12 protein-coding genes are annotated in these 12,586 nt (G+C 33.2%); all 12 read left to right on the forward strand.

Annotated elements, in window-relative coordinates; all coding sequences use genetic code 11:
- Nucleotides 1-578 precede the first annotated feature (578 nt).
- The 12 genes from FN756_RS14785 to FN756_RS11710 all read left to right on the forward strand — a co-directional run bounded on the left by FN756_RS14785 (nucleotide 579) and on the right by FN756_RS11710 (nucleotide 12,496).
- On the forward strand, nucleotides 579-860 hold the full coding sequence (locus FN756_RS14785) for an HTH domain-containing protein (RefSeq protein WP_142604293.1): 282 nt from the start codon (nucleotides 579-581) through the stop codon (nucleotides 858-860).
- Nucleotides 861-1,255: 395 nt separating this feature from the next.
- Complete coding sequence (locus tag FN756_RS14810; RefSeq protein WP_449441401.1) at nucleotides 1,256-1,453, forward strand: DUF7149 domain-containing protein; 198 nt, start codon at nucleotides 1,256-1,258, stop codon at nucleotides 1,451-1,453.
- Nucleotides 1,454-2,368: 915 nt separating this feature from the next.
- Nucleotides 2,369-4,354: a discoidin domain-containing protein gene (locus FN756_RS11665; RefSeq protein ID WP_142604294.1), complete on the forward strand. Its 1,986-nt coding sequence runs from the start codon at nucleotides 2,369-2,371 to the stop codon at nucleotides 4,352-4,354.
- Between the two features lie 49 nt (nucleotides 4,355-4,403).
- Complete coding sequence (locus FN756_RS11670; protein WP_142604295.1) at nucleotides 4,404-4,874, forward strand: hypothetical protein; 471 nt, start codon at nucleotides 4,404-4,406, stop codon at nucleotides 4,872-4,874.
- Between the two features lie 108 nt (nucleotides 4,875-4,982).
- Nucleotides 4,983-5,801: a hypothetical protein gene (locus FN756_RS11675; RefSeq protein ID WP_142604296.1), complete on the forward strand. Its 819-nt coding sequence runs from the start codon at nucleotides 4,983-4,985 to the stop codon at nucleotides 5,799-5,801.
- Between the two features lie 26 nt (nucleotides 5,802-5,827).
- Entirely contained in the window at nucleotides 5,828-6,361 is a 534-nt protein-coding gene (locus tag FN756_RS11680) for a hypothetical protein (protein ID WP_142604297.1), read from the forward strand.
- Nucleotides 6,362-6,836: 475 nt separating this feature from the next.
- Nucleotides 6,837-7,370, forward strand: a complete 534-nt coding sequence (locus FN756_RS11685; RefSeq protein WP_142604297.1) for a hypothetical protein — start codon at nucleotides 6,837-6,839, stop codon at nucleotides 7,368-7,370.
- Nucleotides 7,371-7,559: 189 nt separating this feature from the next.
- A complete protein-coding gene (locus FN756_RS11690; protein ID WP_142604298.1) occupies nucleotides 7,560-9,311 on the forward strand; it encodes an O-antigen ligase family protein in 1,752 nt (583 codons plus the stop codon).
- Nucleotides 9,308-10,015, forward strand: a complete 708-nt coding sequence (locus FN756_RS11695; protein ID WP_142604299.1) for a hypothetical protein — start codon at nucleotides 9,308-9,310, stop codon at nucleotides 10,013-10,015. The genes FN756_RS11690 and FN756_RS11695 overlap by 4 nt, the downstream gene beginning before the upstream one ends.
- 620 nt (nucleotides 10,016-10,635) lie before the next feature.
- On the forward strand, nucleotides 10,636-11,160 hold the full coding sequence (locus tag FN756_RS11700; RefSeq protein ID WP_142604300.1) for a transposase: 525 nt from the start codon (nucleotides 10,636-10,638) through the stop codon (nucleotides 11,158-11,160).
- Complete coding sequence (locus FN756_RS11705) at nucleotides 11,109-12,005, forward strand: IS3 family transposase (protein WP_142604301.1); 897 nt, start codon at nucleotides 11,109-11,111, stop codon at nucleotides 12,003-12,005. The genes FN756_RS11700 and FN756_RS11705 overlap by 52 nt, the downstream gene beginning before the upstream one ends.
- A 119-nt stretch (nucleotides 12,006-12,124) precedes the next feature.
- Complete coding sequence (locus FN756_RS11710) at nucleotides 12,125-12,496, forward strand: thioredoxin domain-containing protein (protein WP_142604302.1); 372 nt, start codon at nucleotides 12,125-12,127, stop codon at nucleotides 12,494-12,496.
- Nucleotides 12,497-12,586: the final 90 nt, after the last annotated feature.

Consider the following 12,586-nt stretch of genomic DNA (forward strand, 5'->3'; position numbering starts at 1 on the left):
TTTGTTTCATCAATATAATTTATACAGGCATCCATAGTTTTAGATAAATTCCCTGTATATAAGTGCAGTGCCCAGTAATATTTCCAATTAAAAAATAAGCTGCTTTTAGTTTTAAACTATCTTTCTTGCTCTTCGAATATACTCAATCACTTTAACTTCGAATAACTACAAATCTATTGGGCATTACTGCCGTTTTATAGCACTGTAAGATGTTTTTAAAACATTAAACTGCAATTAATTAATTATCAGCTCTATTAACCATGCAATTAATAAAATATATTAACTAATTATTACTATTAAACCACCTCTCCTTTTTATTTATTTATTTTTTTTTCATTTTCTCTTACACAAACTTCTAGCCTAGCCGTCTTATTCCTAAAACAGAATAATAAGTTAAACTGGCGGCTAAAGAGCAAATGAAATTTGGAGCAAACTGCTTGTTTAAATCTTCAATTTAATAACATGTTGGAGTGTTCGTAAAAGTGGCGATGCAATAACCATTTAACAGTAAAGAAAAAATTTGCGAGAAGGGGATATTGATTTTACCTCTAATTATAAGAGAAACCAACAATTTTTAAATGATTGAAATAATTTTCAGACTAGAACAATTAGATTATTTGATTAAAACTTCAAAAACAGGCTCTAGGAAAGTGTTAGCCCAAAAGTTAAAAGTAAGTGAACGGACCATAAGTAGGTGGTTAGAATTTATGAGAGATAGGGGTGCTGAAATTGAATACGATCGAAAAATAAACAGCTTTTTATATAAGAAATCAGGCAATTTTGTAGTAAAAGCAGAATTTATTGAGAATATATCATTATGGATTCTGATATATTTTTACCTATCAGACAATATGTTTTGATTTAGCATCCTTAATTCTTGAAGGATGCTGGATAGCTTAAAATATACAGGTGAATTAACACTAATGTATATAACAATAAATATCTAAATAACTTTATAAAAAATTTGGCAGTCTTCCTTTAGTCCTATGATAGAAAATTGATATATTAATTACCTCAATGTACGGTACTATACGATTCTAAATGCAGGGCGCAATCTTTATCGAAGCTTTAATGTTAGTGCAATATAAAAGTTCTATAGCAGTGTGGTGGCAATATAGTTTAATGATGCGGCTTTGCCTTGCCAATTAACTGTTTATAAAAAAATTAGACTGGTAAGTGAGTAGCAATAATAACATCCTAAACCCAAGAAAAGCATTAAATAGGCCTTTTTAAAAGTTAAGCCTAATCGTAGCGAATAGAAAAGTTTAAATCGAATCTTATTCAACTGATCGATCAGCTCAATGAAAAAGAATCTGAAGGGCTTAATAAAAACCTAGTTGCTGATTTTTTAAAGAATACCTACTACAGTCCTAATCTTTTTGTAAATACTAAAGGGCGAAACATCCCTTCGTCCCTCATCTTAGGGCGGGACAAAGGACAAATGGGACATTAATTCTCTACTTCTTCAACCATCTACCAACTTTAGATTTACTAAGCGCTAATCGCTTTCCGTTTACCTTGATACTAAGTTCTTTACTTTTCAAATCTAAAGCTTGTTGCTTTTGACTCGCGCCGACTTGGTTTAAACTGCTTAATAAAATAGAATCGGCAAAATTGATCAAGGATTGTAAAAGGTTCAGAAATTTATAAAAGTAACCATTATCATTATTTGAATACAAACTGGAAACTCCAAAAAACTATTTCCTACTCCTATATTCCTAAATAATATTACTAATTCTCCTGTAGTTTTAAGCTATCCAGCATCCTTCAAGAATTAAGGATACTAATTCAGAAAGCGTTTGGTATGTATAAAAAAATTGTATCAGAATCAATAATCCTTTTATCTCAATAAATTGTGCTTTTACTACAAAAAATACCTGATTTCTTATAAAAACAGGTATTTTCCTTTCGTGCGTATTCAATTTCAGCACCCCTGTCCCTCATAAAATCTAACAACCTACTTCCGTTCACTTACTTTCAATTTTTTGGCTAATACTTTCCTTGAGCCTGTTTTTGAAGTTCAGAAATATAAATGCAAAGTAATTAAAGTCATTGTTGTTTGGGAGAAGTGAGCCATTTAAATGCCTTTAAATAATATTTTCTTATTTATTTAAAAATAAATTAACCTCATGTTCAGTTGATTGTATTTTTTACTTTATGCCAATCATCACAGTGCTATAAAATGGCATTGATGCCCAATAGTTTTGGATTATCTTATCGGTTGCCAACTCACTATGTAAAAAGGTCTCCAAAAGAGGCTTTAGCACAAGCGCAAAAAGAAGGAAAGTATTTTTATAGTAGCTCAAAACGAAGATTGTTAAGTTATTACAGAAAGAATTTAATATAACTAAAAATTTAAAAAAAAATCGTGAAAAGATTATCTATTCTATTTATTCTTACTTCATTAACTATAGCTACCCATGGTCAAGATAAACCTCTAAGCAACAAACAAAAGTTTGATATTGCCTTAAAGTTTGCAGGTGACAACGCAGTTGAACTCAATAAAGTGATTGAGTATTATTCCAAGAGCAAGAAAGATAGTTTAAAACTAAAAGCAGCTTATTTTTTAATTGGAAATATGACCGGGCATTTCTCTTATACTGGGAATAAATCTAAAGCTGTGGATGCCTATATAAATAATATTGCTGAAACAAAAAAAACGACAACCGAAAAGTTTAATTCTTCTTATCTAAGAAAGTTTGATAGAGTATGGGATTCACTTAAGGTTGATAGTAAAAATTATAAACCACTCACTAATAATGCATTTGATGCAAAAGTCATTACTGCCGAATTACTAATCGAAAACATTGATTATGCTTTTAAGGCTTGGGAACTACCTTGGTCAAAACACCTAAAATTTGATGAATTTTGTTTGTATGTTTTACCTTATCGGTTTTATAATGAGCCTTTAGAATCGTGGAGACCAATTTTTATGAAAAAATTCAGTTGGCTTAAAGATTCGATGGGCAAGAGCGATGACCCAATAAAAGCATGTGAAATGGTTAACAAAGAACTTAAAAAGATTTTTGTTTATAACGCAAACCTGCATGAATACCCTGCGGCATTGGGGCCAAACAATTTGTTAAAGGGAATGATGGGTAAATGTTTGGATCAAGCGGGGATAGCTAATTTCGCTATGCGGGCTATGGGAATTCCTGTGGTTTTAGAGCAAATTACTCACTGGGCAAATAGAAGTATGGGACATGACTTTGGCTCCGTTTTAGGTAAAGACGGAAAGTTCATAGCCTTTTCAGGGGCAGAGTATAATCCTTATAAATTTAAAATTAGCGATATAGCCCCTAAAATATATCGTAACTTATATTCGATACAAGATGAGGCTTATTTGGCTGATGATGTGAATTCAGGAGCATTGACCCCCAATTTAGAACGATTTATACTAGATGTAACTAATCAACATATAAAAGTAAGCGATATAAAAATTTCATTGGATCCTGGACAAATACCGGCAAACGCGGACGTGTATTTATGTGTATTTGACAATCGTAACTGGCAACCTGTTTACAAAGGAATATTAAAAAATAATGAGGCAATATTTAAAGATATGGGATTGGGGGCAGTATATCTTCCTGTTATTTTTAACGAAAATGGAGTTCAACGGCCAATATCGGCGCCAATTCGATTAGATAATAAAAAAAATATACAAATCTTACAGGCAAGTAAAGAAACAGAAGCCGTAATCTTAACACGAAAGTATCCACTGTCTTCTGCAAAAATGGGATGGATATATTTAATGGCTAACGGTGTTTTTGAGGGGGCAAATAGTTCTGATTTTTCAGACGCAGAAAAATTATATTCTATTCCGGAACCGGTTAACCCCAAGGTAAAACAAATTAAAACCAATAATTCGCATACTTTCCGTTACCTGCGATACTTGTTTCCTGAATATGGTTATGGTTCCTTGGCTGAAATTTCCTTTTACAACAAAATACAAGACAGCAAGCCCTTAATGGGCAAGCTCATTTCTTCAGCAGAAGTACAGCCTAGTGATTTAAAAATCGCTTTCGATGGAAACTTAAATAATTATATCTATACTCAAAATCTGGGTGATTACAACAACGAGTGGATTGGATTAGATTTAGGAAAAAGTATTGAAATTACCGATGTTGGCTACATCCCAAGAAATGATGGGAATGCGATTAGGGCAAATATGAATTATGAGCTTTTTTATTGGAACGACAAGTGGATATCATTAGGCCCTGGACTTTTCAATGTGGATGAAGAATTGGAATATAAGGAAGTGCCAAAGGGTGCATTGTTCTTACTCAGAAATTTGACTGAGGGTAAAGAGGAACGAATTTTTACTTACGAAAACAATAACCAGGTTTGGTGGTAGTCGAAAAGAGTAGCAAAAATTTAAAATTATATTATAAACTAACAAAACAATGAAGAAAAAACTATTGGGAATTCTATTATTAAGTTGTATTTGCATAATGCAAACAAAAGCTCAAAATCAGATCAAGGATGATGTAATTGAAAACAATTTAAGCAATATACTAACATTAAAGCTCCAGTATGAGGAAGCTCGAACTAAAATGTTGGATTCAAGATTAACCAATTATATGCAGGTAAATGCTTGTAAAGCAGCCCATGCATCGTATGTAAGTGCAGTGAGGGCTATTCAAAGGGCGTCAGTTAGACAAAATTACTTGTCTTATTTAAATAAGACTATAAAGGAAGCTGATCAATCACACATCAACAGTACCATTCGATATTCAACCAATCCTTCTACTTCGAATAATGACAAGGTAATTACCAATTTAGATTATTTGAAATTAGTAAGATATTGCCTTTTTATACAAAAGAAAGGTACATTATCAGAAGTAACTTCAATACCTCCCTCTGTACGACTATAAAACTTTTAAATAAAGAACCAATCTGATCCATTTTCAAATTTTGAACCGTATTGGGGAGTTATCATAGTTTCCCCTTCATAATGAACTATAAATATCTAACTAATAATTATGAAAATTAAAATTTATCCTTTATTAACTATTTTAATCACTTTGTTGTGTTTTTCAGCATGTGAAAAAGACCCACTTGCAGAAACTACCGCACAAAGACACAAAAAAACAATTGTATTGATGGGCGACGAAGCTGGGGGCTGGGGAGACCCCTATGATCCATGTGGCCAGGCAAATGCTATAAATACAATGGTTTCAAACTCGGTAATCTCTGATCAGCATGACCAGATTTTGGAGAGAATGGCCCAAGATCATGCAAATGAATATGGAGTAGATCGAAAATTACAGAGCATTGGTGCTAATACTTATGTTAATTCATCTGTACATGTTGGAAGCGGAACTCATTATCCAATCTCTTTCACTTGGAACAGTACAGCTGGTTATACTATCAGTTCGTCTCATGGTCATCCCGATGACGTTCCACCCTCTCCTGCTGATGCAACTGTGTTAGCAGCCCAATTTAATAATACTCAGTTTCAAAATGCATCAGAAAGTGAAAAACAGGTATATAAAGACAACGCATCTTTGATTACAATTACAGCGACTCATCAATATGTAATCACTGTTACAGATTGGGAAATAATTCAAGCCAAGCGCGCAAGTTTTGAACAAAATCAATTATACTATAATGAATTATACCAAGAATATGCAAGTGAATATGTTTTACAGCTTGGAGGCGATTATGAACAAGCAGGTACGTATGCATTACTGAAAATGTATGGCGATTGTATAAATGTATATGCTTCGACAATAAATTCTACAGACTTCATACCTCAAAGGATTTACGCCAATTCAGTGTTATCAATACCTTGCAATTAATTGTATAAAATTAGAGTTAAATAGAAATGAAAAAGATTAGCATTCTTATTGTAGGCATCTTTCTTTGCCTTAGTAGCTTTGGTCAAGTCGTTCCGTTAAATGATGTTATAAATTTTACGCCGTTTAAAAAGATGGAAAAAATAGACAGGGGACAACTCAAACAGATGGATCGAACAAAGGTTAAATTCCCTACAATAAATATTGAACACTCAAGTGGGGAATTTTATAAGCTGAGTTCTACTTGCCTTTTACAATTAAATGGAATGATGTCAGAAACGACAGATAATTACTTGAATAAATTAAAGAAAGGCTTTGATGCTAGCCATAGTTGGTCATCAGATCCGGGGTATACTTCCGTTATTAAAACGTATAATAATTACCAGGTGCTGATCATAAACAGAGCCTATACCGAGCAGTTTATTTCTCATTATTCTTTTTTTTGTGTTAGCAATACAAAGGTGTGCTGTTTGAATGGTAAATTGGAATACAATTCTGCTGATAAAGAACAGGCCGCAGTAATGCTGGATGAACTGCTGAAAAGCATCAGGTTTAAAAAGTAAATCTTTAAAAAACAAAGGAATTAAAGTTCAGAGTTTTGCATTCTACAAAAGACTGAACTTTAATTAAAGAATAGTGAAGATTACCCATCACTCTATAATAAACATAAATAATTATTTCAAACCACAATAAGCATTTAGGTATTACGTGGTTTAAATGCATTACAATTACAGCGACTCATCAATATGTAATCACTGTTACAGATTGGGAAATAATTCAAGCCAAGCGCGCAAGTTTTGAACAAAATCAATTATACTATAATGAATTATACCAAGAATATGCAAGTGAATATGTTTTACAGCTTGGAGGCGATTATGAACAAGCAGGTACGTATGCATTACTGAAAATGTATGGCGATTGTATAAATGTATATGCTTCGACAATAAATTCTACAGACTTCATACCTCAAAGGATTTACGCCAATTCAGTGTTATCAATACCTTGCAATTAATTGTATAAAATTAGAGTTAAATAGAAATGAAAAAGATTAGCATTCTTATTGTAGGCATCTTTCTTTGCCTTAGTAGCTTTGGTCAAGTCGTTCCGTTAAATGATGTTATAAATTTTACGCCGTTTAAAAAGATGGAAAAAATAGACAGGGGACAACTCAAACAGATGGATCGAACAAAGGTTAAATTCCCTACAATAAATATTGAACACTCAAGTGGGGAATTTTATAAGCTGAGTTCTACTTGCCTTTTACAATTAAATGGAATGATGTCAGAAACGACAGATAATTACTTGAATAAATTAAAGAAAGGCTTTGATGCTAGCCATAGTTGGTCATCAGATCCGGGGTATACTTCCGTTATTAAAACGTATAATAATTACCAGGTGCTGATCATAAACAGAGCCTATACCGAGCAGTTTATTTCTCATTATTCTTTTTTTTGTGTTAGCAATACAAAGGTGTGCTGTTTGAATGGTAAATTGGAATACAATTCTGCTGATAAAGAACAGGCCGCAGTAATGCTGGATGAACTGCTGAAAAGCATCAGGTTTAAAAAGTAAATCTTTAAAAAACAAAGGAATTAAAGTTCAGAGTTTTGCATTCTACAAAAGACTGAACTTTAATTAAAGAATAGTGAAGATTACCCATCACTCTATAATAAACATAAATAATTATTTCAAACCACAATAAGCATTTAGGTATTACGTGGTTTAAATGCATGAAAAGTATATACCCTCCTATAAATCGTAATGATAAAAATAGCTAAATTATCATCTCTTTTTTCAATTTCGGTTATCCTGTTGTTTTTGTTATGTTCAAATTTATACAGTTTTAAACACAGCTATTGGGCTAGAGAACTCCCTCCCTTTATTTTTTCTTTTTTAGTTTCCAGCCTTGCTTTGGCGGGAATAGCAAGTATAGTAAAGCGCCTCCACATCACTTTTATTGATATTATTGCCGTATTTTTCTTCTTTTATATCATTTTTAACTCGTTATTCATCGCCCAGCCATTTCCTCCTTCTGACAGAATTTTCAATATACTGGGGTGTTTTTTGCTTTATATATCCTTAAGAATAGTAAACCCTTTTACTAAGGAAAATACACAACTGCTCCTAATTGGGTTTTTATTTGTGATAGTATATCAAGCAGTATATGGCATTTTGCAATTTTGGCAAACGACAAGCTTGGTGCGCGGGACGTTTATTAATCCAGGTATTTATGGTTGCTTTATAGGGCTGGGTCTACCAATCATAACCCATTTTATCACAAAACCCAAAATAACTAGAGCTAGAATAATTTTACTTATATCTATTGGGGTTCTGGTTTTAAATTCGCTTTACTTTTCCAAATCTAGAACCGCTTTAGTGTCTTCGTTACTCGGCTCGATTATCATAATTTTTTACAGATTGAAGATAGACCCGGTCTATATAATTACAAAGCATAAAAAAATTATTACGGCGTTAATAATAGGGATATTAGCTGTAATTATAAATAGTCTTTGGCAGCAGAATACGGTTTCTGTGTCAGGTAGATTTTTAATTTGGAAAATAAGTTATTACATGTTTTTAGACCATCCTTTCTTTGGGATTGGTTATGGCAATTTCTTTACTGAATATGGTAATTATCAAGCCAATTATTTTCTTTCAGGACAAGGAACTCCAAATGAGGTTAAAATTGCAGGAATGAATTATTACGCATTTAATGAGTTTCTGAAAATAACTGTTGAGAATGGCATTATTGGTATTTTGGTTTTTGTAGGATTGATAGTAGCAATTATATTTTCTGTTTGGCGAGGAATTAAAAACAACCAAGCGTATGCAATTGTTTTTGCGGTGTTATTTGGCGTGATACTAATTTTCGGTCTATTTTCATATCCCTTTCAAGATTTTGCAATTAGTGCTTTATTTTATTGCTGTTTATCTTACATAGCGTCAATTGATATGATATTATTAAAATACACCCCCACCCGCATAAGTAGATCAATTTTGTTGCTGGTGATATGCGGTTTCGCTTTTGTATCAATCCAAAAGATTTATTCAATTTTTCAGTGGCGAGATGCAACTGAAAATCTATCAGAATTAAATCCGTCATTTAAAAAATATCAACAAATTTTTCCTGTATTATCAAACAATGGTGCATTTCTGTTTAACTATGCGGCGGAATTGGCTTATGCTGGTAAAAATAGACAAGCAATTCCATTATTTATCCGGGCTGCACGCTACGGAAATAGTGTAGAATTGTACATATGGTTGGCTGATTGTTACGCTGCTATTGGGCATAATGCACTTGCTGAGCAAAATTATACAAAAGCGGCATACATGCACCCCAAATTATTCAAGCCATTGGATCATTTACTAAGTTTTTATCAAAAAACCGGGCAGGTCGTTAAGGCAAAAAGAATTGCAGAACAAATCTGTACAAAACCAATTAAAATTCCATCCAACGAAATAGATAAAATCAAGGCAAAAGCTTTGATGTATTTACAAACAGACAAATTATGAAACAAAAAAATATATTCCTTTATGTAAGTCTATTTTTAATTATAGCCTGTAAAAAAGAGGATGACAAAATAGAACCAGTTCTAAGCACATGCGAGCAGGTAAATCAACTCGCAAGCAATGCAGAATTTATTGCAAAATTTCAATCTCTTTACGAAGAATCTAAAATCAATAATTTTGAAACCGGTTATGTTTTATTTTCAACGTCCAAAAGTAGCTATGCTTATGAAAAAGTGATTGGAGAGCAAAACAAAGCTTCTATAAATGTTGACGTGGATAAGCCTCTTGACGGCTATATACATTGTCATTATAGTAATTTGTATCCAATATTTTCAGGTTCAGATATACGAGCAGTCTATGATGTTTATGATATTAACCAAATGAGAAACCCAGCTACTTTTTTATTGGGTGTAGTATCGGCAGATGGAAATGCCTATATATTAAAAATAGATAACATTGAATTATTTAAACAATTTGGTCAAAAAAACTTTCAATCTTTACAATCTTTTCACAGTTTTGAAAACAGCTACTATAACCAACAACAAAGTCTCCTTTCAAAAGGAAGAACGGCTTCTTTCGAAATTACGCTAATCGATATGATTAAAAATTCTGGACTAATACTATTTAAAGGAAACATGCAATTTAACACCTGGTTAAGGATGGAAAAAGGGGCAGACGGAAACCTGATTACATCCGCTTGTCAGTAAACATAAAAGGTTCTTTGATACCTATTTATTTCAGCTGTTAATGCATCATTTTAATTAAGGTAGATTTTAGAACTGTCTGGTTCATCTAAAATTATTTATGCTATAAATAATCAATCCCGAAGCAAAAAGAAGGACTTACTATCAGAGATATCGGAAAGCGATTAACTATTAGTAAATTTAAAGTTGGTAGATGGTTAAAGGAAGTAGAAAATTAATGTCCCATCTGTCCTTATTGTCCCGCCCTAAGATGGTGGGACGAAGGGACGTAATTTAAAATATTAAATATGTCACTAAAATTTCCAAACAACTATAGTCGAAAATACTTTGGTAGTTCCGCTCTGTTCCCATGGAGAAAATTGAAAAAATAATAAGAATTAATACTACTAATCCTTGTATTTATGTTAATAAGAAAAGCTGTCCCAAATGTAAAAGGGCATCAAATCAATTGACATGGATTTTTTTTGAATTAGATTTTTGGGTTGATAAAGGATTTTTTTAAGAAATGATATCTGTGTGTGAAAATTTGTAAATCGGTAGTAGGTACTACCACAAACTAAAAACAAAAGGTTGGCTCAGGTAAACTGCCCCCAAAAAGTTAGACACTTATTGGGGGCAGTTTTATGAACAAGAAAACGAAATATACACCAGACTTTAAATTAAAACTGGTTAAATCAGTACTTCAAGCACATCAATCCAAACGATCTGTAGCCAAAGCACATGGCGTGAGGAATAGCAATTTGGAGCTGTGGGTTAAGTTTTATGAAGCCTACGGTCCATTGGGATTGGAACCGAGTAAAAAACAATATCCTCCGGCGTTTAAAATCCAAACCGTTCGATGTATCTTGGCAGAGCAGCTGTCTTTGAGTGATGCTTGTGTTCGCTTTCAGGTAAGCCAACCCAGTGTGTTGTTGGGTTGGTTACGAAAATACGAGAAGGAAGGGCTGGAAGGCTTCCAGCAAGAGACCAGAGGCAGAAAAAGCAAGGATCCTATGCCAAAAAAGATTCCAAAGCTATCCGAAAAAGTAAAAAGTAGAGAAGAACAACTCGAAGAAGAGAACACGTATTTAAAAGCGGAAATTGCCTTCTTAAAAAAGTGGTATGCCTTAATTCAACAGGAAGAAAAAGAGAAAAGGAAAAAGCGTTGATCATCCATGAGTTAAGGCAACAAGAAGACTTTAAGGCCTTGCTCCGGTTGGCCAACATGCCCAGGAGCACCTACTATTATCACATTAAACAAAGTAAAAAGCCGGACAAATACGCGGAAGTAAAAGAGCACATAAAACACATATTCGAACAACATAAACGCAAATACGGTTACAGAAGGATTCACCTGGCCTTGAGAAATGAAGGTATAACAGTCAACCACAAAACTGCCCTGAGTATAATGCAGCAAATGAAACTGAAAAGCATCATCAGAGGAAAAAAATACAAGTCGTACAGGGGAGAATGTGGTAAAATAGCTCCCAATATCTTGAACAGGGAATTTAAGGCAAAGGGGCCTAAAGAAAAACTAGCAACAGACATCACAGAATTTAAAGTCCAGGGACGAAAACTTTATCTTTCGCCCGTCATCGATCTGTTCAATGGCGAAATATTGAGTTATGAACTCTCGGAGAGTCCGAATTTTAAACAAGTCACCGACATGCTCAAGAAAACGTTTAAACAGCTAAAAGGCAAGCTAGGAGTGATCTTGCACTCCGACCAGGGATGGCAATACCAGATGAAGCAGTACCAGCTTTTGCTGCAACAAAAGAGCATTACTCAAAGTATGTCCAGAAAAGGGAATTGTCTGGACAATGCGATCATCGAAAACTTTTTTGGAACGCTTAAAGCAGAATTATTTTATTTAAAAAATTATAAAACCATCAAAGAGCTTAAAGAAGAGATCAAAGACTATATCAAGTATTACAACAAAGACCGGATCAGACTTAATTTAAACGGAATGAGTCCGGCACAATACCGAACTCATTATTATAAATCTTTAATCTAACTTTGTCTAAGTTTTGGGGTGCAGTCCAGATATATTTTTTTAGAACCGTCACCCTTATTTTTTGTATGACCCTAATTGCTTGTAGTTCAAAACAAGTAATTGAAATAAAAGAAGGGTCCATGGAACAAGCAATAGAAGAGGCTCAAAAGACAAATAGAACATTAGTGGCTATTGTGAGTAAACAAGGATGTGCTTCTTGTGAATCTCTTCCCAAAGATATTGTTGTTCATTTAGATAAGCAGATTAATTCATCTAATTATCTTTTTTATAAAATAGTCACAGATTTTCCTGAAAATACATGGGTGAATCAATGGTTATATGACTATTCTTTCCCCATTACATGTATAATTTCTCCTAAGGGACAATTGGTTACAATTCATAAAAATGGTAGTTATAAAAATTTCTTAGAACTTCTTAAAAGCATTGATCAACCTAAAAATTCAGTTTATCCTTATAGTTCGACACAACTTAAATTAAAAAACAAAGTGTAATCTTCCCCTAACTAGCTACATCCAAAACTAAATAATTCCCGTTGTATTTATTGTTATTATCCTGTTGTAATGTGGGAAACTGGCCGATGC

The sequence above is a fragment of the Solitalea koreensis genome (genome assembly GCF_900182575.1).
In the GTDB taxonomy this organism is placed as follows: Bacteria; Bacteroidota; Bacteroidia; order Sphingobacteriales; family Sphingobacteriaceae; genus Solitalea; species Solitalea koreensis.

Excerpts from the sequence above, each read along its gene's own strand:
- FN756_RS14785 (WP_142604293.1), top strand. The coding sequence starts at position 579 with ATGATTGAAATAATTTTCAGACTAGAACAATTAGATTATTTGATTAAA.
- FN756_RS11670 (WP_142604295.1), top strand. The coding sequence starts at position 4,404 with ATGAAGAAAAAACTATTGGGAATTCTATTATTAAGTTGTATTTGCATA.
- FN756_RS11675 (WP_142604296.1), top strand. The coding sequence starts at position 4,983 with ATGAAAATTAAAATTTATCCTTTATTAACTATTTTAATCACTTTGTTG.
- FN756_RS11680 (WP_142604297.1), top strand. The coding sequence starts at position 5,828 with ATGAAAAAGATTAGCATTCTTATTGTAGGCATCTTTCTTTGCCTTAGT.
- FN756_RS11685 (WP_142604297.1), top strand. The coding sequence starts at position 6,837 with ATGAAAAAGATTAGCATTCTTATTGTAGGCATCTTTCTTTGCCTTAGT.
- FN756_RS11690 (WP_142604298.1), top strand. The coding sequence starts at position 7,560 with ATGATAAAAATAGCTAAATTATCATCTCTTTTTTCAATTTCGGTTATC.
- FN756_RS11695 (WP_142604299.1), top strand. The coding sequence starts at position 9,308 with ATGAAACAAAAAAATATATTCCTTTATGTAAGTCTATTTTTAATTATA.
- FN756_RS11700 (WP_142604300.1), top strand. The coding sequence starts at position 10,636 with ATGAACAAGAAAACGAAATATACACCAGACTTTAAATTAAAACTGGTT.
- FN756_RS11710 (WP_142604302.1), top strand. The coding sequence starts at position 12,125 with ATGGAACAAGCAATAGAAGAGGCTCAAAAGACAAATAGAACATTAGTG.